At 68.0% G+C, this 21,721-nt stretch carries 18 protein-coding genes; 6 read left to right on the forward strand and 12 right to left on the reverse strand.

What is annotated here, in order from left to right; translation table 11 throughout:
- Nucleotides 1–50: 50 nt before the first annotated feature.
- Entirely contained in the window at nucleotides 51–2,096 is a 2,046-nt protein-coding gene (locus IE88_RS0103970; RefSeq protein WP_031550469.1) for a DUF3857 domain-containing protein, read from the forward strand.
- On the opposite strand, the gene IE88_RS0103975 is transcribed toward IE88_RS0103970, so the two are convergent.
- The 3 genes from IE88_RS0103975 to IE88_RS16270 form a co-directional block, all read right to left on the reverse strand.
- A complete protein-coding gene (locus IE88_RS0103975) occupies nucleotides 2,089–2,910 on the reverse strand; it encodes an ExeA family protein (protein ID WP_031550472.1) in 822 nt (273 codons plus the stop codon). The two genes, IE88_RS0103970 and IE88_RS0103975, sit on opposite strands and share 8 nt — an antisense overlap.
- Nucleotides 2,911–3,017: 107 nt before the next feature.
- Nucleotides 3,018–5,414, reverse strand: a complete 2,397-nt coding sequence (locus IE88_RS0103980; protein WP_031550475.1) for a tetratricopeptide repeat protein — start codon at nucleotides 5,412–5,414, stop codon at nucleotides 3,018–3,020.
- Nucleotides 5,415–5,467: 53 nt separating this feature from the next.
- A complete protein-coding gene (locus IE88_RS16270; RefSeq protein WP_051881474.1) occupies nucleotides 5,468–6,601 on the reverse strand; it encodes a WecB/TagA/CpsF family glycosyltransferase in 1,134 nt (377 codons plus the stop codon).
- Nucleotides 6,602–6,736: 135 nt separating this feature from the next.
- Here IE88_RS16270 and IE88_RS0103990 point away from each other — a divergent pair, with 135 nt between their 5' ends.
- Nucleotides 6,737–7,606: a glycosyltransferase family 2 protein gene (locus IE88_RS0103990; protein WP_051881475.1), complete on the forward strand. Its 870-nt coding sequence runs from the start codon at nucleotides 6,737–6,739 to the stop codon at nucleotides 7,604–7,606.
- Here the strand turns inward: IE88_RS0103990 and IE88_RS16275 are convergent.
- From IE88_RS16275 to IE88_RS0104015, 5 genes are all read right to left on the reverse strand, one after another.
- Nucleotides 7,591–7,842, reverse strand: a complete 252-nt coding sequence (locus tag IE88_RS16275) for a DUF1674 domain-containing protein (RefSeq protein WP_036766531.1) — start codon at nucleotides 7,840–7,842, stop codon at nucleotides 7,591–7,593. The genes IE88_RS0103990 and IE88_RS16275 overlap by 16 nt on opposite strands.
- 46 nt (nucleotides 7,843–7,888) lie before the next feature.
- Nucleotides 7,889–8,332, reverse strand: coding sequence for a DUF4282 domain-containing protein (locus IE88_RS0104000; protein ID WP_031550484.1), 444 nt, complete (start codon nucleotides 8,330–8,332; stop codon nucleotides 7,889–7,891).
- 64 nt (nucleotides 8,333–8,396) lie between these two features.
- Complete coding sequence (polA, locus tag IE88_RS0104005) at nucleotides 8,397–11,204, reverse strand: DNA polymerase I (RefSeq protein WP_031550487.1); 2,808 nt, start codon at nucleotides 11,202–11,204, stop codon at nucleotides 8,397–8,399.
- A 54-nt stretch (nucleotides 11,205–11,258) separates the two neighbouring features.
- Nucleotides 11,259–12,560 carry a polyhydroxyalkanoate depolymerase gene (locus tag IE88_RS0104010; RefSeq protein ID WP_036766532.1) on the reverse strand — a complete coding sequence of 434 codons (1,302 nt, stop codon included), beginning with the start codon at nucleotides 12,558–12,560 and terminating at the stop codon, nucleotides 11,259–11,261.
- Nucleotides 12,561–12,648: 88 nt separating this feature from the next.
- Nucleotides 12,649–13,227, reverse strand: coding sequence for an SCO family protein (locus tag IE88_RS0104015; RefSeq protein WP_051881476.1), 579 nt, complete (start codon nucleotides 13,225–13,227; stop codon nucleotides 12,649–12,651).
- Between the two features lie 43 nt (nucleotides 13,228–13,270).
- On the opposite strand from IE88_RS0104015, the gene IE88_RS0104020 reads away from it, so the two are divergent.
- Complete coding sequence (locus IE88_RS0104020; protein WP_051881477.1) at nucleotides 13,271–14,644, forward strand: ActS/PrrB/RegB family redox-sensitive histidine kinase; 1,374 nt, start codon at nucleotides 13,271–13,273, stop codon at nucleotides 14,642–14,644.
- A gap of 13 nt (nucleotides 14,645–14,657) precedes the next feature.
- Nucleotides 14,658–15,212 carry an ActR/PrrA/RegA family redox response regulator transcription factor gene (locus IE88_RS0104025; protein ID WP_031550498.1) on the forward strand — a complete coding sequence of 185 codons (555 nt, stop codon included), beginning with the start codon at nucleotides 14,658–14,660 and terminating at the stop codon, nucleotides 15,210–15,212.
- Between the two features lie 4 nt (nucleotides 15,213–15,216).
- On the opposite strand, the gene IE88_RS0104030 is transcribed toward IE88_RS0104025, so the two are convergent.
- From IE88_RS0104030 to IE88_RS17105, 4 genes are all read right to left on the reverse strand, one after another.
- Nucleotides 15,217–15,696, reverse strand: coding sequence for an ASCH domain-containing protein (locus tag IE88_RS0104030; RefSeq protein WP_036766533.1), 480 nt, complete (start codon nucleotides 15,694–15,696; stop codon nucleotides 15,217–15,219).
- 6 nt (nucleotides 15,697–15,702) lie between these two features.
- Nucleotides 15,703–18,009: an NADP-dependent malic enzyme gene (locus IE88_RS18820; protein WP_051881493.1), complete on the reverse strand. Its 2,307-nt coding sequence runs from the start codon at nucleotides 18,007–18,009 to the stop codon at nucleotides 15,703–15,705.
- Between the two features lie 64 nt (nucleotides 18,010–18,073).
- Nucleotides 18,074–19,519 (reverse strand): TrkH family potassium uptake protein, encoded by a 1,446-nt coding sequence (locus IE88_RS0104040; protein WP_031550508.1) that lies wholly within the window; start codon nucleotides 19,517–19,519, stop codon nucleotides 18,074–18,076.
- Nucleotides 19,520–19,610: 91 nt separating this feature from the next.
- Nucleotides 19,611–20,288 (reverse strand): thermonuclease family protein, encoded by a 678-nt coding sequence (locus IE88_RS17105; RefSeq protein ID WP_031550510.1) that lies wholly within the window; start codon nucleotides 20,286–20,288, stop codon nucleotides 19,611–19,613.
- A gap of 196 nt (nucleotides 20,289–20,484) precedes the next feature.
- On the opposite strand from IE88_RS17105, the gene IE88_RS0104050 reads away from it, so the two are divergent.
- Complete coding sequence (locus IE88_RS0104050) at nucleotides 20,485–21,066, forward strand: NifU family protein (RefSeq protein WP_031550513.1); 582 nt, start codon at nucleotides 20,485–20,487, stop codon at nucleotides 21,064–21,066.
- Between the two features lie 55 nt (nucleotides 21,067–21,121).
- The gene (locus IE88_RS0104055; protein ID WP_031550516.1) at nucleotides 21,122–21,721 is read left to right on the forward strand and encodes a malonic semialdehyde reductase; all 600 of its coding nucleotides are present in this window, start codon (nucleotides 21,122–21,124) and stop codon (nucleotides 21,719–21,721) included.

A 21,721-nucleotide genomic window follows, 5' to 3' on the forward strand; every position in this document is an offset into this window, starting at 1 on the left:
ACGCGCGGCAGCCGTTCCACAAAGCGCCTTCGAGGCAGGAGGGCTTGGGGATGATCTGGCTGGGCGGCATTGCTGCATCCGCGATAATGACGGCGGCGCTCGCAAACGGGGCGGAAAGCTACAGCGTCGAGACGCCGCCGGGCTGGGTCGTTCCGGCCGAGATCCCGGACGCTCTCGACGAGGGCAGGGCGCAGGCCCAGAACGGCCGCTACGTCCTCCTCTACGACACCCAGGTCCGGCTGGGCCCGCAGGGGCGGGACAGCTACCGCCGCATCGCCACCCTGATCACCTCGCGGGCAGGCCTCGAGGAGGAGGGGCGGCTGACGCTCGGCTTCGACCCTTCGGATACCCGGCTGGTGCTGCACGGGGTCCGGCTCTGGCGCGACGGCGCCGCGCGGGATGTCCTGCCCGCCATGACCTTCCAGACGGCGCGCCAGGAAGACCGGCTGGACGACGGCATAGTCGATGGCGACCTCACCGTGTTCGGCGAGATCCCGGGCCTGCGGGTCGGGGACATCATCGACTGGGAGGCCAGCTGGCGTGCCACCGGATCGCATTGGCCAGGCGAGTTGACGGGCGGGTTCTCAACGCAATGGTCGGTGCCGAGCGGCCTCGACCGCTGGCGGGTCCTGACCGAGGCGGGAACGCCTCTTTCCGTTCGCGCCTTCGGGCCCGGGCCCGAGCCGGAACGCTCGGCCGCGGCGGGCTACGACATCCGCGAATGGCGCCAGCTCTACGCGCTCCCGGTCGCAGGCGAAGGAGACGTCCCGGGCGATGTCGTGCAATGGGGCAGCGTCACCTATTCGACCTTCACCGACTGGGCCGCGGTCGCGGACTGGGCGCGGCCCTTCTACGCGCTGGACGCGCCCCTGCCGGACCCGCTGCGCGCCCGCATGGCGGGCTGGGACGGGCTGCCGCTGGCGGAGCGCGTGACGCGCGCGATCCGGCTGGTGCAGGACGAGGTCCGCTATGTCAGCGACAGCGTCGGCCTCGGCGCCTACCGGCCCCGCCCACCCGCCGTCACCTGGGCGAACGGCTATGGCGACTGCAAGGACAAGGCTCTGCTCCTGGCCGCGATCCTGAGGACCATGGGCGTCGAGGCGGTTCCGGCCCTCGCATCGACCGAACGCGGCCTCGGCCTGGCCCATGTCGCGCCCTCGCCGGGCCGGTTCGATCACGTCGTCGTCCGGGTGCCGTGGGAAGACGGCGCGGTCTGGATCGATGCGACGCGGGCGCTTCAGGGGGGCGTATTCCCGGCGCTCGACCAGCCGCGGTTCGGCTACGCCCTTCCGATCGAGGAGAATGCGACGCTGGAGGCCATGCCGCGCGGTCCCGAAGCCTATCCCACTCTCGACGTCGTCGAGCGATACGATCTGTCGGATGCCGCCGGTGAGGGCGTCGCCCTGACGGTCGAGGCCGTGCGGCGCGGCGCGGCCGCGGACGCGTTCCGCAACGAGATGGCCCGCCGGCCGCTCCTCGACCTGTCCGACAGCTATCTCGACTATTACCGAACGTCCTATCCGGGCCTCAGCCGCAGCGCGCCGCTCGAATATGAAGATGACCGTGCGGCCAACCGGTCGGTGACGACGGAACGCTATCTCCTGCCCGCCGCGGCTTTCGAGGGCCCTCTCGCCGAGGCCTTCCCGCTGAATTTCTACGCCATGGAATTCAGCTTCCCCCAGGCGGCCGAGGATCGGACGCTGGCCCTGGCGATTCCTCACCCGGTCAGTGTGCGCCACGAAATCGCGCTTCTCGGCTGGGAAGGCGGCCACGTCGCGCCCGAGAAGATGGACCTCTCGGACGACGCCTTCCGCTTCACCTTCGATGCGTCGCGCTCCGGCGACGATCTCCGGCTCGTGCAGTCGCTGGTGACGAAAAGCGACCGGATCGAGCCCTCATCGCTTGCGGGCTATTCCGCCGCGCGGAGTGCATGGCTCGATCAGCAGCACTGGAACTGGGAGTTCCGGCGAGAGACCGAGGCAGTCGCCACCAGCCTGCTCCTGCCGGTCGCCGGGATGGGGTTCGGCCTTGCGATGTGGGGGGTCAGCACCGTCCGCCGGCGCCGCCGCGCCGGCAGGGGGGCGCAGCCTAGTTGATTTCCAGAAGGCCGTGATCGGTGCGGTCGGACACGACCTTCTCGATCACGTCCTTCGAGATCCGGTCCATGCCCTGGGCATAGGCATAGACGAAGGCGGTGTCGCACAGGATGTTGATCCGCCGCGGAATACCGTCGGTCTGCGCGTGAATGCCTTCCAGCGCATCGGGCGTGAAGAGCGATTCCTGACCGCCGGCCTTGTGCAGGCGGCTGACGATGTATTCGCGGGTCTCGTTCGGCGCGAAGGCCTTGAGGTGGTAGTGGCTGACGATGCGCTGCCGGAACTGCAACAGGCTCGGCACGTTGAGCTTGTTGGCGAGTTCGGGCTGGCCGAGCAGGACGAGCTGCAGGACCGGCATCATGCCGATCTGCATGTCCGAGAGGAGCCTGAGCTCCTCGATCACCGGCTCGGGCAGGAGCTGCGCCTCGTCGATGAACAGCACGGCCTTGCGCCCGCGCGCCTGGGTCTGGCGCAGGAATTCCTGCAACTGCCCCATGGAGGTGGTCGACGACACCGACCCGGTCTCGATGCCGAAGCCGTAGAGGACCCAGGCCGCCACGTCCTGCCCCAGGCCGATCTTGCCGTTGAGGCGGCCCAGCACGTGTCCGCTCTCGTTCCTGGTGATGATGTCGTTGAGCAGCGTGGTCTTGCCGCTGCCGATTTCGCCGGTGATGACGACGATGCCGTTGGTGGCCGTCAGCCCGTAGACGAGCATGGTCCGCGCCATCTTGTGCCCTTCGGCCCAATACATCATGTCGGGCTCGGGATAGCTCGCGAACGGCTTCCGGCCCAGGTTGAAATGGGCTTCATACATGCTCTTCCTCGACTTCGGACCGGTGCGGCCCGATTCTCGTGTTCCTGTGCCGGCGCGTCTCTTCAAGAAACGCACCAGATAAAGGCGGCTAGATGACGCCGCGAGCCCTAGAGGCGTTCCAGAGCCGCGTCGATCTCTTCCGCTGCGACCTGGGTCGTGGCGCCCATGTTCCGCTTGGCGGAGGTGAGGGCGGAGCGGGCGCTCGGCATATCGCCCTGCGCCGCCGCTATGACGCCGCGATGGTAGAGGATGTCCGCGTTCTCCGGCGCCCCCTCCGCAGCGATGCGGCTGTAGCGGGCAGCGTCCTCGAGCCGGTCGTTCTGGTAATAGGCCCAGGCGAGCGTGTCGGCGAAATAGGGGTTCTCCGTCCGGCGGAACCGCTCGGCGATGCGCAGGGCCTCTTCTTCATTGCCCTCGCGCTCGAGCAGCAGCGAAGCCAGATTGTTCGCCGTGAGCGGGTCGAGAAGCTCGTCCTGCTCCAAGGAGCGCAGGACCTCTATGGCCTCGTCGGTCTCGCCGAGCACGATCAGGTCGTTGGACAGGAGGGTCCGGATGCGCCTGCTGTTCTCGGCCTGCTCTGCGCCTTCGCGCAGGATCTGCGTGGTCTGCTGGGTCGGTCCGCCATCCTTTTCCGCAAGATAGCGCACGATGTGCAGGTCTTCCGAGCGGGGGAAGGCCTGAATGCCCCGCTGCGCCACATCGGCGGCGCGGGCCTGCTCCTCCTCGCGCAGAAGCGCCTCGCCGAGCAGGATGTAATCGGCCGCGACGGCGTCCTGCCGGTCGAGGCGGGCCTCGAGCGCGGCGAAGGCCTCTTCGGGCGCGCCGCTTTCGGCCAGGATCCGGGCGCGCATCGCCAGAAGGCGGCGATCATCGGGGGCGGCCTGCACCAGCGTCTCGGACAGGGGCAGGGCCTCGTCCCAACGCTCCAGCCCGACCAGCGCGGCGAGCCTGACCCGCTCCGCCCGGCGGGTGTCGACGCCGGCCTCGATCAGACGGCTCGCCGTTTCCAGGGCCGTGCGGTAGTCACCGGCGCCGAGGTCGCTCTGCGCCTTTTGCAGGACAGCCGAAGTGTCCCCGGGATTCTGCGCGATATAGCGTTCGAGCACCTCGCTCGCCCGGCGGCTTTCTCCGCGGCGCTGTAGGAACTGACGGTATTGATCGGAGACGATCTTGGTATAGCCGACCTCGTCCACCGCGCGGGCGAACTGGGCATCGGCGAACTGCTCCTGGCCGGTATTCTCATAGGCGAGGGCGAGGAAGACGAGCGCTTCGGCATTGTCGGGCTGGTTGTTCAGGGCGGTGCGCAGAAGCGGTATGGCCTCCTCTGCCTGATCCCGGGTCATCAGGATCTGCGCCTTGTTGGTCAGCGCCGCCACGTTCTCGGCATCCTCGGCGAGGATGGCCTCGGTCAGGCTCTCGGCGCGCTCGATCTGGCCCTGGCTCATCGCGACATCGGACAGGCCGATGCGCGCGCGAAGCCGTTGCTCCTCGGACAGGGTCTCGTCGCCCGCGAGCTGCTCGAAGGCCTGCTGGCACGCCTCGGGCTGCTCGGTCTGGCAGTAGAAGATCGGCAGGGAGAACCGCAGGTCCTCATTGGCCGGGTTCTCTTCGATGAACCGGCGCAGAGTCCGCTCCGCGGCCTCGTCGCCTTCGGTTTCGCGATCGATCGAGACGATGCGGGTGAACAGCGGCGTCTTGTCCGTCACGAATGGCAGCGCCTCCGTATAGAGGCGGCGGGCCGTGTCGTAGTCGCGAAGGCGCAGAAGGTAATAGTCGGCCAGGCGCTGGCGATAGGTGCCGTTTTCGGGCGCGGCCTCGATGAGCTGCTCGAAGGTGTCGACCACTTCCTCTTCGCCGAGCAGGCGCTCGGCGAGGATCAGCTTGACGATCAGCAGGGTCTCGGGGTTCTCCGCCTGGGCGATGCCCTCGTTCACGCGCTGCAGGGCCTGCTGGTAGTTGTCGGACCGGATGTCGCCGGCGGCCAGCAGGTTGAAGATCTCGGCATTGTCCGGATCCTGCTCGAGCGCGCGGTTGAGAACCTCGGTCGCCTCGGCGAGCTTGTTGTCGACGACCAGCGCCGCGCCCTTGATCGTCAGGGCCTCCGCATCCTCGGGGCGCTGGGCCAGGACCCGCTCGGCATGTTCGAGCGCGCGCTCGGCCGATCCGCCGAGCAGGGACAGGCGGGCGAAGGCGAGATTGGCCGGGATGTCGTCGGGGCGCTCGGCCAGCAGGCGCGACAGCATGCGCGCCTGGCGGACGGCCTGGTCCTTCTCTTCCGCGATCAGCGCCGCGCCGCGCAGGGCCTCGATATTGACGGGGTCCTTGAACAGGGCGTTGTTGAACTGCAGCTCCGCCTTGGTCAGGTCGCCCTGATCGAGATATTCCTGTCCGCTTTCGGCGAATTTGATCGCCTGTTCTTCCTTGCTCTCGCAGGCCGCGAGCAGGAGGAGCGCGCCGGCTCCCGCAAGAAGGTGCCGCTTCAGCCCTTTCCGCGTGGTCATCATCGTTGATCCTCGTCGTCCCTGCCGCCGTATCCGGCCTGTTTCGATCTATACGCTCAATCGCCGTTCACCAAGCGCGGGAGGTCCGGCCCCAGGGCCAGCGCGCATAGGTTGCGGGCATTGCCGCTCTCACAGCAAATATCGTACCTGACACCCTGTCGCGCGAAGGCGGTCCGGGCAATCAGGAGCTGGCCCAAGGCCTCGAGGTCGGGCGCGGCGCGCTCCGCGAGCTGCACTTTCAGGGGCCGGCCCGCAGCCAGAGCCTGGCGAAGAAGCGGACGCAGCGCCTCGGCACCGGTCTTTCCTTCGAGCCGCAGGACCTGCTGCGCGTCGTCCGCGTCCAGATGCGGCGCGGTGGCCGGGGCCCGCGCGGCGAGCCGTGCCGAGAGCCTGCGGATCCGCCGGGCCTCGGCGACGAGGCGCGGCAGGAGAGCGGCGTCCGCGGCGTAGCGGCGCCAGAGCTTGCGGTCCTGGCCGATCCGCCAGGCCCATTCGAAGCCGCTGACCTGAAGCGCGCGGGGAGCCCGCTGCACCGTGCCTGCCACGAAATCGACCACTGCGCCCAGATGCGCGATGACGGGCGGCACGAGGCGCGCTTCGTTGCGCAGGAGCCAGGCCTGTCCCTTGGCCGCGCCGAGCGCGGCGACCAGCATGTCGGCGCCCGAGCCATTGGCCGGGGCGAGCTGGGCCTCGGTGCTCATCGCGTCGAGATCGCCGAAACCGGGATTGGTGTGCCCGACGGGCCGCATGGGCCGGTCATCCGCTTCGAGAACGGCGCAGGCGGCGTCGGCTGCGCCTTCGCGCCCGCCGAAGAAGAAGACCGAGAGGTCCTCGTCGCGCAGGCGGTCGAAAAGATCCGATCCCGCGACCTTCTCGGCGCGCCCGGCGCCGGCGAGGCGGGCGAGCGCGACGACCGGGACGCCGTCCATCGTGACGAGATCGGAGGCCAGCACGCTGGCGCGGAAAGCGGGATCGGTCCGGCAGGTGACCAGCCAGTCGAGATTTGCGGTCGAAAGGAACAGGCGCTCGCGCGCCTTCGCCGCCCCCAGCACGGCCTGCGCCACGCTTTCGAGATCGAGGAGGTCGAAGGGCAGGCCGAACAGGGCGATCACGTCGCGGCCGAACGGGTCGGCCGTCTTCGGGTGCGGGGCGTTGGCGGCGGTGTCGCCGGTCATGTCTTCGTCGAGCATTGGCCGCCTCCTGCAAGACCCGGGCTGGCGCGCTGGCATCTGGCCCATCGAGGACCGCGCCGCAATGGCGCGGCTTGCCGGGGCGGTCCGTTCCCTGCAAAGCGCTGCGCGCAGGTTCCACTCCAGCGAGGCCGCATGCTCTCCGTCATCATGCCCGCCCATAACGAAGCCAATGTCATCGCCGAGGCGATCGACCGGTTCCTGGCGCAGAGGACGGACAAGCCCTTCGAGCTGATCGTCGTGCCCAATGGCTGCACGGACGACACCGCCGCCATCGCCCGCTCGCGGATCGAAGCGGCGGCGGCGCGGGGCATCCGCCTGCATGTCGAGGAGCGCGGGGAGCCCGGCAAGATCGGCGCGCTGAATGCGGGCGACGAGCAGGCCCGTTTCGATTGCAGGATGTATTGCGACTCAGACCTTCTCGTATCGGAGAGCCTCATCGAGGCGGCGCTCGCCGCGCTCGATACGGAGGCGCCCCGCTATGCGGCCTTCCGCCTCGTCGTGAAGCCGCCGCGCAGCGCCGTCAGCCGCGCCTATGCGCGCATGTGGTCGCAGCTGCCGCTCATCGCGAAACGGCCGCACGGCATCGCGCTTTACGCCGTGAACGCCGCCGGGCGCGCGCGTTGGGGGGCCTATCCCGATATCGTCGCCGACGACCATTTCGCCCGCCTCAACTTCGCGCCCGAAGAGCGGGTGCGCAGCGACGAGGCGTCATACGAGTTCGCCATGCCCGAGGGGCTGGGCGAGCTTCTGGCGGTGAGGACGCGCTGGGCGCGGGGCAATGAGGAACTCGCCGCGAAGTTCCCGGCGCTTCTGGAGAACGAGGATCGGGGCAACCGCTATGAGGGGTTCGGCCGTGTCGCGCTCCTGGACCCCGTCGGGTCGGCCGTCTTCACGGGCGTCTTCGTGTTCGGCAAGCTGCAGGGCATCCGCAAGGCGAAGCAGGGGACGGCCGCCTGGGAACGGGCCAGCGCCTCGCGCAGCGGGGCTCAGCTGAAGTCGTAGGCCCTTCCGGCTTTCTCCCAGTCGCCATAGCGGGTCGGTTCCTCGCGCTCCGGGCCGCCTTTTTCGGGCGGCAGGTCCGCCGCCTCGTCGATCGAGGCTCTTCGCGCCCGCGCCTCGCGCAGGGCCTCGATCTGGACATCCGTCAGGCGGACGCCATTGGCGAAAAGCGGAATGCCGTCTTCCGTCGTGGGAACGGGCGCCTCTTCGGAAGGCTCGGTCTGAGATGTCTCGGTCATGCTTTCGTAAGTGGCGCGCGAACGGCCCCGCGCCAAGGCCGGACCATCAGATCGGCGTGCCCTTGTCGCCGTTCGCCTCGCTCGCCGCGCTCCGCGTTCCGGACCCGCCTGGGCGATCCTCTTCCGCGACCGGGGCCGAGACGGTGGTGCGCGGCGCTTCTGCCCGCTGGGCAGGAGCGTCTTCGAAGCGGCGCTTCGGCTCTGCCTGCGCGGCCGGCGCCAGCCTGTCATCGATCGAGAGGATGGCCAAGACGACCTCCGTACCAACGCGCAGAAGAAGCACGCCGACGAGGAATTGCAGCGGCAGGAGGATCAGGAACTGGAAGAGATTGGCCCAGAACGGCCCGGTGAACAGGCCGATAAAGGCGGCGATCATTGCGATGACGGTGGCGATCGTCAGGATCGCCAGCAGAACGAAATAGGCGAACTTGACGAGGCCCTGACCGAGAGGGCGGTCGAAGCTCAAGAAGCGGCTGATCGCGTCGGACATCGGAACTCCCCGTTGGATGCAGGCCAGCGTTAGCGGCCGGCCGGCGCCGCGCAAAGCGTCCCGTTCAGTGCGCAGCCTCCCAGTTTCCGGCCGCCTTCGCCTCGACCGCGAGAGGGACCGAGAAGTCGACTGCCGGGCGCGCCGCGTCTTCCATGATGCGGGCGACGAGCGCGCAGGTGGCCTCGGCCTCCGCTTCGGGACATTCGAAGACCAGCTCGTCATGGACCTGCAGCAGCATCTTCGCTCTCAGGCCCTCCTTGCGGAGCGCATCCGGCACGCGGATCATCGCGCGCTTGACCACGTCGGCCGCCGTGCCCTGGATCGGCGCATTGATCGCCTGGCGCTCTGCGAAGGCGCGCATATTCCCCTGTTTGGACTTGATGTTCGGCGTATGGCTGCGCCGCCCGAACAAGGTCTCGACATAGCCGTGCTCGCGCGCGCCCTCGACCGTGTCGTCCATATAGGCGCGGATGCCCGGGAACTTCTTGAAATAGCCCTTGATGTAGTCCGCCGCCCGCTCGCGCTCGATGCCGAGGCGATTGGCGAGGCCATAGGCGGAAATGCCGTAGATGATGCCGAAATTGATCATCTTGGCCGAGCGGCGCTGATCGCCCGAGACCTGGTCGATCTCCGTCTCGAACATCTCCGAGGCCGTCAGCGCATGCACGTCGATGCCTTCCTGGAAGGCGCGCTTGAGCTCTGGGATATCGGCGATATGGGCGAGGAGGCGCAGCTCGATCTGGCTGTAATCGGCGGCGACCAGCACATTGCCGGGCTCGGCGACGAAGGCCTGGCGGATCTTGCGGCCCTCCTCCGTCCTGATCGGAATGTTCTGAAGGTTCGGGTCGGAGGAGGAGAGGCGGCCCGTCACCGTCTGGGCGAGCGAGAAGCTCGTATGGACCCGCCCCGTCTCGGGATGGATCGCGGAGACGAGCGCGTCGGTATAGGTGCTCTTGAGCTTTGAAAGCTGGCGCCAGTTCAGGATCTCGCGCGCGACCTCCACGCCCTGCGCGGCGAGATCCTCGAGGAGGTCGGCGCCCGTCGCCCAGGCGCCGGTCTTGGTCTTCTTGCCGCCGGGCAGGCCGAGCTTGTCGAAGAGGATGTCCCCGATCTGCTTGGGGCTGCCGATGTTGAAGCGCTCGCCGGCCGCCTCATAGGCGGCTTCCTCATGCGCGCCCATGCGCTGCGCGAAATCGCCCGACAGGCGCGACAGGACCTCGCGGTCGACCTTGATGCCCGCCGCCTCCATGTCGCGGATGACGGGGACGAGGGGACGCTCCACCGTCTCGTAGATGGTGACGAGGCCGTCCTCGATCAGCTTGTCCCGAAGGACCGTATGGAGGCGCAGCGTGACGTCCGCGTCCTCGGCCGCATAGTCCGTCGCCTCCTTGATCGGCACCTCGTCGAAGGTGCGCTTGTTGCGCCCCGTGCCCGCGACCTTGGAATAGGGAATGGGTTCGTGGCCGAGATGCCGCTTGGACAGCTCGTCCATGCCGTGCCCGCCAAGGCCGCATTCGGCGGCGTAGGACATCAGCATGGTGTCGTCATAGGGGAAGATGTCGACATCGTGCTGAGCGAGCACGACGAGATCGTATTTGAGGTTCTGCCCGATCTTGAGGACCGAAGGATCGGTCAGGACAGGGCGCAGGGCCTCCAGCACGTCCTCGGTCTTCAGCTGCGGGGTCTCGCTCTCCCCGCCGAGATCCAGCCCGCCCGAGCCGTGCAGGAGCGGGACATAGGCCGCTTTGCCCGGCGAGGTGGCGAGGCAGATGCCGACCAGCCGCGCGCGCATGGCGTTGAGGCTGTCGGTCTCGGTGTCGACGGCGAGGAGCCCCGTCTCATAGGCATCCGCGATGATCGCTTCGAGCGCGGCCATCTCTGTGACCGCCTCGTAGCCTTCGCCGATCGGCTCTGCCGTGTCCTCGGTCTTTTTCGCCTCGGGCGCGGCCATGCCGCCCGCTTCGCGCACCCGGCGGGTGAGGGTGTTGAATTCCATCTCCTCGAGGAAGGAGACGAGCTTCTCGTGGTCGAACGGCGCGAGGCCGAAGCTGTCGGGGTCCTCCGGCACGGGCACGTCGCGGCGCAGGGTGACGAGCTCGCGGCTGAGGCGCGCCGCCTCGGCATGCTCGATCAGGTTCTCGCGGCGCTTCTTCTGCTTGATGCCCTCTGCGCCGTCGAGCAGCGCGTCGAGCGTGCCGAATTCCTCCAGAAGCTGCGCCGCCGTCTTGGGCCCGATGCCCGGAACGCCGGGCACATTGTCCGAGGTATCGCCCATCAGGGCCTGAAGCTCGATCATCTGCGAGGGGCCGACGCCGTAGCGCTCGCGGATCGCCTCCTCGTCGATCACCTTGTTCTTCATGGGATCGAACATGATCGTCCGGTCGGTGACGAGCTGCGTGAGGTCCTTGTCCGACGAGACGATGACCGTCTCCGCGCCGCGCTCCTCGGCGAGGCGGGCATGGGTCGCCATGATGTCGTCCGCCTCGTAGCCCTCCTGCTCGAGGCAGGGCAGGCCGAAGGCGCAGGTCGCCTCCTTGATGAGCGGAATCTGGACGAGGAGGTCTTCGGGCGTCTCCGAGCGGTTCGCCTTGTATTCCGCATAGAGGTCGTTGCGGAAGGTGTAGCTCGACTTGTCGAAGACCACCGCGAAATGGGTCGGCGTGCCCATGTGCTCGACCGCGTCGTTATGGGCGTCGCTGAGCAGCTTCCACAGCATGTTGCAGAAGACGTGGACCGCCCCGATCGGCAGGCCGTCCAATTTACGGGTCAGCGCCTGGGCATTGGCCATGCCGTGATAGGCGCGGAAGATATAGGCCGAGCCGTCGACGAGATAGAGGCGGCTGTCGGGGCCGAGAGGCGTGTCCTGAGGCATGGGGTGCAGGTAGCGCCAAGCGCGCGCTCCGCCTAGCGCCGTTTCAGGCGGGGGTCACTCGGCGACGAGGCTGAGGCCGGCCCGCTCTGCCAGGAAACGCCGCTCCTCGGCGGGATCGAAGCGGTCCCGGATGAAGCGCGCCATCTTGGGCTGGATCTGGCCGCGCCATTTCGAGCCGTTGAAGACGCCGTAATGACCCGCGCCCTTCTGGACGTAGTCGATTTTGTCCGCCTTCGGGATTCCTGTGCACAGGTCGTGGGCGGCCTGGGTCTGCCCGATGCCCGAGATGTCGTCGAGCTCGCCCTCGACCGTCATCAGGCCGCAATCGGCGATGACGCCCGGATCGACGAGTTCGCCGCGATGCACGAACAGGCCGCGCGGCAGAAGATATTCCTGGAACACGTCATGGATCGTCTGGAGGTAGAACTCGGATGTCATGTCGCAGACCGACAGATATTCGTCATAGAAGCGGACATGCTTGTCCGCGGCGTCCTCGTCGCCCTGGATCAGGTTCTCGAAATAGTCCCACTGGGCTTCGGCGTGCCGCTCGGCATTCATCGACATGAAGCTGAAGAGCTGGAGGAAGCCCGGATAGACGCGCCGCGTCACCCCGGCATAGGGGGCGGGCACGGTCTGGATCATGTTGCTCTCGAACCATTCGAAGGCGCGCTGCTCGGCCAAGAGGTTGGTCACGGTGGGCGAGCGGCGGGCGTCGATGGGCGAACCCATGATCGTCATGCTGCGCGGCCGGGCCGGATCGTCCGCCTTGGCCATCACCGCCGCGGCGGCGACCAGCGCCGGGCCCGGCTGGCAGACCGCGACCGTATGGGCGCCGGGTCCGATCACCTGCAGGAAGTCGATCAGGTAGTCGATATAGTCGTTGAGGTCGAAACGGCCCTGGAAGATCGGCACGTCCCGCGCATCGGTCCAGTCCGTGATGAAGACCTCGTGATCGGGCAGCATGGCCTGAACCGTCCCGCGCAGAAGCGTCGCGTGATGGCCCGACATGGGCGCGACGATGAGCACGCGCGGGTCGGGCTCGGTGCGCCCGGCGGCGCGCAGCGCATCCCGGTCGCGGCGAAAGCGCAGGAGGCTCCCGAAGGGGCGCTCGCAGACGGTCTCGACCGAGACGGGCACGCGGTGGCCGTCGATCTCCGCATCGTCGAGGCCCCAGGCCGGCTTGCCGTAGCGGCGGGTCGTGCTCTCGAAGACGCTGTAGCCGGCGCTCGCCGCCCTGGCCGCAGCGCTGCCGCGGAAGGGGTTGAGGGGATGTTCCGCCGCCTCGTGCGCCGCATGGGCGAAGGCCCGCAGGGGCGCGACGGCCTGATGGCCGAGTTCATAGGCGACGTAGAGCATTCAGGCCTCCCGCATTCGAAGGCGCAGCATGCTGCATCGCAAAAAATTCGGCAAGGGGAGCGTTTCCGCCCCGCCCGAACGTGCGGTTTCAGAGATAGCGGGAGATGACGGCCGCGATGTCCTCGGGCGCCATGGCATCGTCGAGCGCCACCACCGGCTGCCCGCTCGCATCGGTCAGGAAGAACATGGACTGGTGATCGACCGTGTAGCCCATCGCGCTGTCCTGAAGCGGGACCTTGGCGGCGAAGACCTTCATCGCCTCGCGCGCCTCGCGCAGGGCCTCCTCGTCGCCGGTCAGGCCGAGAATGCGCGGATCGAAGGCGAGGTACTGGCTCAGCCGCTCCGGCGTGTCGCGTTCGGGATCGACCGAGATGAAGAGCGGCTGGATCTCGTCCGCCCTGCGGCCGAGCGCATCGAGGCTCGCGGACATGACGCCGAGCGCCGTTGGGCAGACATCGGGACAGCTCGCAAAGCCGAAATAGATCAGCATGGGCTCGCCTTCGAACCGTTCGTCGGTCGCGGGCGCGCCGGTCTGGTCGACGAGGTCGAAATCGGCGCGGAAGGCCTCGTTCAGCGCGATCTCGCCCGCGCGCGGGCGCTCATCGGCGCAGGCCGCCGCAAGAGGCAGAAGTCCGAAAAGGGCGAGGCGGGAAAGCGTCGCTGCCATGGGTCGCGTCTCCTTCACGTTTTCCCTGCTATAGGAAGCCTCGATGACCAATACCATGATGCTCGACGCCACAGCGCCGCGTCCGCTCGCCGCCTTCCGCCTGCGCACCGCCATCGGGATGCGCTGGTTCGCCGTGGCCGGCCAGCTCGGCGTGGTGATCGCCGTCCATTTCGGCTTCGGCTTTCCGCTGCCGCTCGGCCCGCTGCTCGCGGTGATCGCGGTCGGCCTGTCGATGAACCTCTATATGGTGTTCCGGCAGCCGCGGCCCGGCGCGCCTCTGACCGAGCGCGGCATCCTGACCCATCTCGGCTTCGACACGCTGCAGATCTCGGTGATCCTGTTCCTGACCGGCGGCATCCAGAACCCCTTCGCGGTGTGGCTGGTCATGCCGGCCATGCTGGCGGCGAGCGCGCTGCCGACGCGCCAGGCGGTGGGCGTGGTCGGCCTCGTCCTCCTGTCCCTGACGGTTCTGGCGCTGGTCCATTATCCGCTTCCCTGGGTGACGCCGGAAGGGTTCGCCCTGCCGCGCATCTACAATCTCGGCCTCTGGGCCGCCATGGTGCTCGCCGTGGCCTTCACCTCCGCCTATGCGCACGGCGTCGCCCGCGAGCAGGCCAAGCTCGCCGCGGCGCTCGCCGCCACCCAGACCGCGCTCGCCCAGGAAGAGCGGCTGGCGGCGCTGGACGGCCTCGCCGCGGCGGCGGCGCATGAACTCGGCACGCCGCTCGGCACCATCCTCGTCACCGCGCGGGAGATGGAGCGGGAGCTCGACGGCGACCTGCGGGAAGATGCGCAGCTCCTAATCTCCCAGACCCAGCGATGCCAGAGGATCCTGCGCCGCCTGTCGAGCGCGGGCCAGGCGGGCGACGCCGTCCACAACGTCCTCTCGCTCGATGCCCTGCTGCGGGAAGCGGCGAAGCCGTTCCTCGCGCAGGGCGACGGATCCGCGCAGGACGTGCCGCGCCTCTCCTTCGACCTTGATCCCCGCTCGGACGCGCCGATGCCGGACCGCCTCCAGCGCCGGCCGGAGGTCATTTACGGGCTGCGCAACCTGATCGAGAACGCGATGAAATACGCCGCCGAGACGGTGGCGATCGAGGCCTCCTGGTCGGAGCGCTTCCTGACCATCGCCGTGCGCGACGACGGCCCGGGCTTTCCCGCCGACGTTCTCGGCCGCCTCGGCGAGCCCTATCCGCGCGCGGAGGCGGTCCGCCAGAAGGAACGGATGCAAAAGGCCGGTCTCGGCCTCGGCTTCTTCATCGCCAAGACCCTGCTCGAACGAACGGGCGCAACGCTGGAGCACGGCAATGCGCCGGGCGGCGGCGCCTATGTGGAGGTGACATGGCCATTGGCGAATTTGCGGATCAGACCTACTTCACGCGGGAAGACCCGGCCGATCGAGACCGTAACGGCGTAAGAGGGAGCCAGACATGACCGAGACCGAAACCGTGAACCTGCCCGACGACAGGAGCTGCCTCATCCTCGACGATGACCAGCCCTTCCGGACCCGCCTGGGGCGCGCGATGGACAAGCGGGGCTTCGCCACCGTGCTTGCCGAGACCGTTGCCGAGGCGAAACAGATGATCCGCGACAGCGCGCCCGCCTTCGCCGTCGTCGACCTCCGGCTCGATGACGGGGACGGCATCGAGGTGGTGAACGCGCTGCATGAACGCCGTCCCGATGCGCGGGCGGTGGTGCTGACGGGCTATGGCAATATCACGACCGCCGTCGCCGCGGTGAAGGCGGGCGCGATCGACTATCTCGCCAAGCCCGCCGATGCGGACGACGTGCAGAAGGCGCTTCTGGCCGAGGGCGGCGAGCTGCCCGAGCCGCCGGAAAATCCGATGTCGGCGGACCGCGTCCGCTGGGAGCACATCCAGAGGGTCTACGAGCTGTGCGGCCACAACGTGTCCGAGACGGCGCGACGCCTCGGCATGCACCGCCGGACGCTGCAACGGATTCTGGCGAAGCGCGCGCCGGTCTGACGTCTCAGACTTCCCCTTCGGCTGCGTAGAGCAGCTCGAAGGTTTCGAAGACGACCGGCAAATCCTGCGAGAAGGTGTCGGCCGTGTTCGCGAGGACGCGCCGGTAGTAGGCTCCGTGCACGCTTCGCCAGGAGCTGAGCGAGCCGTCCCCTTCGCCTTCTGCGGCGGCGTGCGCCTCCGTGACGTCACGGAAGCGGAGAATTTCCACCCGTTCGGTCCGAAGAAGGCATCGGGCTCGCCCCGCGAAGTCCGTGACGATGTGCAGGTCGCCGACCTGCGGCACCGGTTGACCCGAAGCGCGCAATTCAGCCAACGAAGGAGCGGTCGCCCGCTTTTTTCCTGCAAGCACGAGGTCCAGGCAGGCGTCGGCGTCCGCCTCGTTGTCGCAGAAGTGCCAGGCCGGTGGGACAGGTCCGCGCGGAGCTGCGTGCTGAGGCCGGCTCGCGAGATAGGCGCGCCACAGCGCTTCGGGCGTGAGCGTCATCGAAGGTCAAGCGCCCGCGCCCTGCGCCCAGTCCCTGTGCTCGCGGTCGAGCTCATAGGCCGCCATCGCGGCGAGGGTGAGGATGTCGCCCACCTGAACGCCGGTCTGGACGATCTGCACCGGGCGCGAGAGGCCGAGCAGCACGGGGCCGATCACGGTGGCCCCGCCGATCTCGGAGAGGAGCTTGGTCGAGATGCCGCCCGAATGCAGGCCGGGCGTGATCAGGATATTGGCCGGCCCGGTCAGCCGGGCGAAGGGATAGATCGCGCGGACCCGGTCATTGAGGGCCATGCGCGGCGTCATCTCGCCTTCATATTCGAAATCGACGTCGTCGCGCGCATCGAGCGCCCGCACCGCGCCCGACACCCTGTGCATGTGGGGCGTGTCGGGATTGCCGAAATTGGAATGGCTGACAAAGGCGACGCGCGGCGTGAAGCCGAGCTGCCGGACGGCATGGGCGACCTGGACCGCGATATCGGCGAGCTCTTCCGAGGTCGGCAGCTCGGCGATGGTCGTGTCCGCCATGAACACCGTGCGCCCGCGCGCGAGGATCGCCGACATGCCGATCAGCCGCTCGCCGGGCCGCGGGTCGAGGGCCAGCTGCACATTGTTGAGCGCGACATTGTAGTGCCGCGTCACGCCGGTCACCATGCCGTCGGCATGGCCATGGGCCAGCATGCAGGCGGCGAAGACATTGCGGTCCTGATTGACCAGGCGCCGGCAGTCCCGCTCCAGATAGCCCCGGCGCTGCAGCCGGTCGTAGAGGAAGTCGATATAGACCTGGTTGTTCGCGCTCTCGCGGGCATTCCAGACCTCGAGCGGGCCGCGCGGGTCGAGGCCGAGCCGCTCCATCGTGCGGCGGACATTGTCGTCGCGGCCGATCAGGATGGCCTGGCCGAGGCCCTGGTTCTGGAACTGGTAGGCGGCGCGGACGACGACCTCTTCCTCGCCTTCGGCGAAGACGATCCGCTTTTGCGGCTTGTTCGACTTCACGCTGGCATAGATCTTCTGCAGGAAGCCCGCAGACGGATCGAGGCGCGTGGCGAGGTTCGCCGAATAGGCCTCGATGTTCTCGATCGGCTTGCGCGCCACGCCGGTCTCGCAGGCGGCTTTCGCCACCGCCGGCGGCACGGCGGCGATCAGGCGCGGATCGAAGGGCGTGGGGATGATGTAGCCCGGGCCGTATTGCAGGCGCTTGCCATAGGCGACGGCGACCTCGTCGGGCACGTCCTCGCGGGCGAGGCCTGCCAGAGCGCGCGCGCAGGCGGCCTTCATCTCCTCGTTGATCGTGCGGGCGCGCACATCGAGGGCGCCCCGGAAGATGTAGGGAAAGCCGAGGACGTTGTTGACCTGATTGGGATAGTCCGAGCGCCCCGTCGCCATGATCGCATCGCCCCGCACTTCGGCGACCTGCTCGGGCGTGATCTCGGGCGTGGGGTTCGCCATGGCGAAGATGATCGGGTTCTTGGCCATGGACCGGACCATGGCTTGCGTGATCGCGCCGCCGACCGACAGGCCGATCGCGACATCGGCGCCGTCCATCGCCTCTGCCAAACTGCGCTTGTCGGTGTCGACCGCATGGGCCGACTGCCACTGGTTCACGTGCTCGGTGCGGCCGGCATAGATCACGCCGCGGCTGTCGCAGACGAGGACGTTCTCGTGCTTCACGCCGAGCGACTTGATCAGGCCGACGACAGAGAGGGCCGAGGAGCCCGCCCCGGACACCGCGACCTTCACCTCGCCGATGGATTTCCCGGTGATGTCGAGCGCGTTGAGGAGCCCCGCGGCGGCGATGATGGCGGTCCCGTGCTGGTCGTCGTGGAAGACCGGGATGTCCATCAGCTCCTTGAGGCGCTCCTCGATATAGAAGCTGTCGGGGGCCTGGATGTCCTCGAGATTGATGCCGCCGAAGGAGGGGCCGAGATGCTTGACCGCGTCGATGAAGGCGTCGGGGTCCTCGGTGTCGACCTCGAGATCGATCGAATCGATGTCGGCGAAGCGCTTGAAGAGGACGGACTTGCCTTCCATCACCGGCTTGGAGGCCAGGGCGCCGAGATTGCCGAGGCCCAGGATCGCCGTGCCGTTCGAGATCACGGCGACCATATTGCCCTTGGCCGTCAGGTCGTAGGCGCTGTCGGGGTCCTGGGCGATCCGCTGCACCGGAACGGCGACGCCCGGCGAATAGGCGAGCGAGAGATCCCGCTGCGTCGCCATGGGCTTGGTCGGCGTGACCTCCAGCTTGCCGGGCTTGCCCCGGCGGTGGAAATCGAGCGCCTCTTCGTCGGTGAACTTGGAAGTCGTGTCGTCGGCCATGGCGAATCGCATAGCCCGCCCCGGCAGGCGGGGCTAGCCGCGAAGCTCACTTCGGCGCGGGCGGTCAACGGCTCCAGAAGCTGCGGGTGAAGATCACCAGAAGGGTGAAGAATTCGAGCCGGCCGGCAATCATCTCGAGGCTCAGCGTGATCTTCGCGCCGTCGGGCAGGGGCGCGAAATTCCCGGCGGGGCCGACAATGGGTCCGAGGCCCGGCCCGACATTGGCGACGGCCGTGGCGCTGGCGGTGACGGCTGTGACGATGTCGAGACCCATGACCGACAGGACGAGGGCGCCGGCCGCCACCGTGATCAGGAACAGGATCAGGAACGCAAGGATCGACACTGCCGTTTCGGTATCGACATGATGACCGTTATAGTTCACCGGCACGACGCGGGATGGGCTGATGAGCTTTTTCAGGTGGACCGAGACCAGGAGCGCCAGAATCTGCAGCCGGTAGATCTTGATGCCCCCCGCGGTCGAACCCGAGCAGCCCCCGACAAAGGTCAGAAGGAAGAAGGCGCCCACGGCAGGCGCGCCCCACAGCGTGTAGTCGGCGCTGGCATAGCCGGTGGTGGTGACAACCGACACGACGTTGAAGGCCGCGGCGGTCATGGCCTCGCCAAGAGTGATCCCCGCCTGGCCCGACAGCCAGAAGCCGAGCGCCATCGAGCAGACGGCGAGGAAGAGAACGAAGGCGGCGACCTGCGCATCCGCCACGATATCGCGGGCGCTGACGTCGAGCGCGCGGATATAGACGACGAAGGGCAGGGCGGCGAGGATCATGAACAGGATCGCCGCCCAGGACATGGCGGGATCGCGGAAATGGCCGAAGGAGGCGTCATGGGTGGAATAGCCGCCCGTGGAGATGGTCGTCATGGCGTGGTTGAGGGCGTCGAACCCGCTCATGCCGAGGAGGTCGTAGACGGCGGTGCAGGCGATGGTCAGCGCGAGGTAGAGGGCGACGATCCAGCGCACGATATCGATCGGATTGCCGAGCACCTTGTCCGAGCGGTCGGAGTTCTCCGTCTGGAAAAGCTGCATCCCCGCGACCCGCATGAAGGGCAGCAGCGAGATCGCCATCACGATGATGCCGATCCCGCCGAGCCATTGCAGGAAGGATCGCCACAGGAGGAGGCCGTCGGGCAGATGATCGAGGCCGGTCAGCACCGTCGACCCGGTCGTCGTGAAGCCTGACACGGCTTCGAACCACGCATCCACCGGCGACAGGCCCGCCCCCAGGAAGGGAATGGCCGCGAAGGCAGGGAGGATCAGCCAGGCGAGGGCGGTGCACAAGAAGGCCTGCCGCCGGTCGAGCTCGAAATTCCCCGGCCGGTACCCGATCAGGACGCAGCCCGTTCCGACGAAGAAGGTGAGGAAGAGGGCGACCTCGATGGCTGGCAGGTCGGCCCGCCCGTGCACCAGCTCGATGACGAAGGGCAGCATCATCATCACCGCCAGGATGACGAGCAGCATGCCGATGACGCGGACGACCGGGGCGTAGTAATGCATGAAGAGCTTCCTGCGCGCTCAGGCGAGAGGGCCGGATCGGGAAGACCCCGGCCTGCTGGCGAGACGCGGCTGAACCCGGATGGGTGCCATGTCAGGATCCGGGCGCATAGCGCCATCCGGCGCTGCGCGCTTCCTCGTCGCTGCAGAACCGGGTGATGCCGGGCAGGGCGGCGACTTGGCGGTAATCGGCATCGGTGGGCACGAAATAGAGCCGCGCTCCTTCCTCGGACACGCCGATCACGGGGCAGGCCTGCGGGGAGGCGTTCTCCGCTGGCAGGCGTTCGCCTTCGAGCCAGCGGGCCGGGGCGACATGCTCGCCGCGCCAGACGCCGAGATGCGCTGCCTTCGCCGTCTGCGCCGCCTGCCTGAAGGCATAGGGCGCGCCGGGGTCCGGATAGGCATAGCCGTCATGGATCTGCAGCTCGGCGAGCGACGATCCGCCGACATGGCAGACGAGTTCGCTGCGCCTCTCCGGCGCGGCTTCGCAGTGGAGGGGATCGAGCTTGATCCGCTTGTCGAGCGCCAGCGCAGCGTCGAGACCGCAAGGGTAGAGATGGGTTCCCGAAAGGCAGCGCTGCCCGAGCTCGGGGGCGTCGATGCCGTAGAGGTCGTGGAGGCGGCCATGCCACGCCACCGTGTCGCCATCGACGATCCTGATGCCCTCGTCCGGCGGCACTGCGGGATCCGGACTGCGGCCAAGGCCGATCAGGCCGAAGCTGACCGCGGCGAGGGCGGCGAGGAGGATGGTCAGAAGAGGAAGCTTCGGCATCGGCGCCTTCGATCGAGCTGCGCGCGCATGCGCGAGATTCGCAACCGGAGGAAGGACGGGGTCTCTCCCGCTTCGGTCGTTGCAGAGTTAGGGGGCTGCTGCTGCTGCTGCTAGGGCCGGAACCGGTTTTCCTCGCGGTGCCCGTGCGCGATGCGGGGAGCTTGCGCCCAGCGGCGCTCCCGCCCACATCCCGGCTATGTTCATCGAGACCGCACCCACCCCGAACCCGCAAAGCCTGAAATTCCTGCCCGGCCAGCCCGTGCTCGGCGAGGGCGTGCTCGGCATGGACTTTCCCACTCCCGGCACCGCCAAGCCGAGCCCGCTGGCCACGGCCCTCTACGATGTGGACGGGGTCACCGGCGTCTATCTCGGCGCGGACTTCGTCACCGTGACCAAGGATCCTTCGGTCGAGTGGACCCATATCAAGCCCGCGCTTCTGGGCACGATCGCCGACTATCTGGCCGCCGGCATTCCGGTCGTGGACCAGGGCGCGGTCGAGGAGAGCCCCGCGGGCAGCGCCGACGACTATGAAGGCGAGGACAAGGAGATCGTCGAGCAGATCGTCGAGCTTCTCGACACCCGGGTCCGCCCTGCCGTGGCGCAGGACGGCGGCGACATCGTCTTCCACAAATTCGTGCCGGGCGACGGCATCGTCTATCTCACCATGCGCGGCTCCTGCGCGGGATGCCCCTCTTCGACCATGACGCTGAAATCGGGCATCGAGAACCTCCTGCGCCACTACGTGCCGGAGGTGACGTCGGTCGAGGCGGTCGGCTAGGGGCAGCACCCACGGGCCGGATCGTCTCCGGCCGCCGACAGCCAGGAGATCCGCGATGACATCAGCGCATGCCCCCCTCGCCGACGCCGCGATGGATCAGCTCTTCCGCGAGGCGCGCACCCATAATGCCTGGGAGGACAGGGAGGTCCCGGAGACCCTGCTGCGGGCGCTCTACGACCTGATGAAATGGGCGCCGACCTCCGCCAATGGGCAGCCGGGGCGCTATCTCTTCCTGACGAGCCCGGAGGCCAAGGAAAGGCTGCGTCCTTTCCTGATCGAATCGAATGTCGAGAAGACGATGACGGCGCCGGTCGTCTGCCTCGTCGGCTATGACCTCGAATTCTACGAGCACCTGCCGACGCAGTTCCCCCACACCGATGCCAAGTCCTGGTTCGAGGGCAATGACGCCCTGATCGAGGAGACGGCGATGCGCAACGGCTCGATGCAGGGCGCCTATCTCATTCTCGCGGCCCGAGCGCTCGGGCTCGATTGCGGGCCGATGTCCGGCTTCGACCGCCAGGGCGCGACGGAAGAGTTCTTCGCGGGCCGGAAGGTGCATGCGAACTTCCTGTGCAATCTCGGCTACGGCACGGAGGAGAACCTCTTCGAGCGCGGCCCGCGCCTGAGCTTCGACGAGGCGGCGCAGATTCTCTGA

The sequence above is a fragment of the Parvularcula oceani genome (assembly GCF_000733125.1).
GTDB classification, from domain to species: domain Bacteria; phylum Pseudomonadota; class Alphaproteobacteria; order Caulobacterales; family Parvularculaceae; genus Parvularcula; species Parvularcula oceani.

What these genes read in the sequence shown, in the direction of transcription:
- IE88_RS0104030 (WP_036766533.1), bottom strand. Translation starts at nt 15,696, where the DNA reads ATGACGCTCACGCCCGAAGCGCTGTGGCGCGCCTATCTCGCGAGCCGG.
- IE88_RS0104020 (WP_051881477.1), top strand. Translation starts at nt 13,271, where the DNA reads ATGACCAATACCATGATGCTCGACGCCACAGCGCCGCGTCCGCTCGCC.
- IE88_RS0104010 (WP_036766532.1), bottom strand. Translation starts at nt 12,560, where the DNA reads ATGCTCTACGTCGCCTATGAACTCGGCCATCAGGCCGTCGCGCCCCTG.
- IE88_RS0103980 (WP_031550475.1), bottom strand. Translation starts at nt 5,414, where the DNA reads ATGATGACCACGCGGAAAGGGCTGAAGCGGCACCTTCTTGCGGGAGCC.
- IE88_RS17105 (WP_031550510.1), bottom strand. Translation starts at nt 20,288, where the DNA reads ATGCCGAAGCTTCCTCTTCTGACCATCCTCCTCGCCGCCCTCGCCGCG.
- IE88_RS18820 (WP_051881493.1), bottom strand. Translation starts at nt 18,009, where the DNA reads ATGGCCGACGACACGACTTCCAAGTTCACCGACGAAGAGGCGCTCGAT.
- IE88_RS0104025 (WP_031550498.1), top strand. Translation starts at nt 14,658, where the DNA reads ATGACCGAGACCGAAACCGTGAACCTGCCCGACGACAGGAGCTGCCTC.
- polA (WP_031550487.1), bottom strand. Translation starts at nt 11,204, where the DNA reads ATGCCTCAGGACACGCCTCTCGGCCCCGACAGCCGCCTCTATCTCGTC.
- IE88_RS0104015 (WP_051881476.1), bottom strand. Translation starts at nt 13,227, where the DNA reads ATGGCAGCGACGCTTTCCCGCCTCGCCCTTTTCGGACTTCTGCCTCTT.
- IE88_RS0103975 (WP_031550472.1), bottom strand. Translation starts at nt 2,910, where the DNA reads ATGTATGAAGCCCATTTCAACCTGGGCCGGAAGCCGTTCGCGAGCTAT.
- IE88_RS0104000 (WP_031550484.1), bottom strand. Translation starts at nt 8,332, where the DNA reads ATGTCCGACGCGATCAGCCGCTTCTTGAGCTTCGACCGCCCTCTCGGT.
- IE88_RS0104050 (WP_031550513.1), top strand. Translation starts at nt 20,485, where the DNA reads ATGTTCATCGAGACCGCACCCACCCCGAACCCGCAAAGCCTGAAATTC.
- IE88_RS0104055 (WP_031550516.1), top strand. Translation starts at nt 21,122, where the DNA reads ATGACATCAGCGCATGCCCCCCTCGCCGACGCCGCGATGGATCAGCTC.
- IE88_RS0104040 (WP_031550508.1), bottom strand. Translation starts at nt 19,519, where the DNA reads ATGCATTACTACGCCCCGGTCGTCCGCGTCATCGGCATGCTGCTCGTC.
- IE88_RS0103970 (WP_031550469.1), top strand. Translation starts at nt 51, where the DNA reads ATGATCTGGCTGGGCGGCATTGCTGCATCCGCGATAATGACGGCGGCG.
- IE88_RS0103990 (WP_051881475.1), top strand. Translation starts at nt 6,737, where the DNA reads ATGCTCTCCGTCATCATGCCCGCCCATAACGAAGCCAATGTCATCGCC.
- IE88_RS16270 (WP_051881474.1), bottom strand. Translation starts at nt 6,601, where the DNA reads ATGCTCGACGAAGACATGACCGGCGACACCGCCGCCAACGCCCCGCAC.
- IE88_RS16275 (WP_036766531.1), bottom strand. Translation starts at nt 7,842, where the DNA reads ATGACCGAGACATCTCAGACCGAGCCTTCCGAAGAGGCGCCCGTTCCC.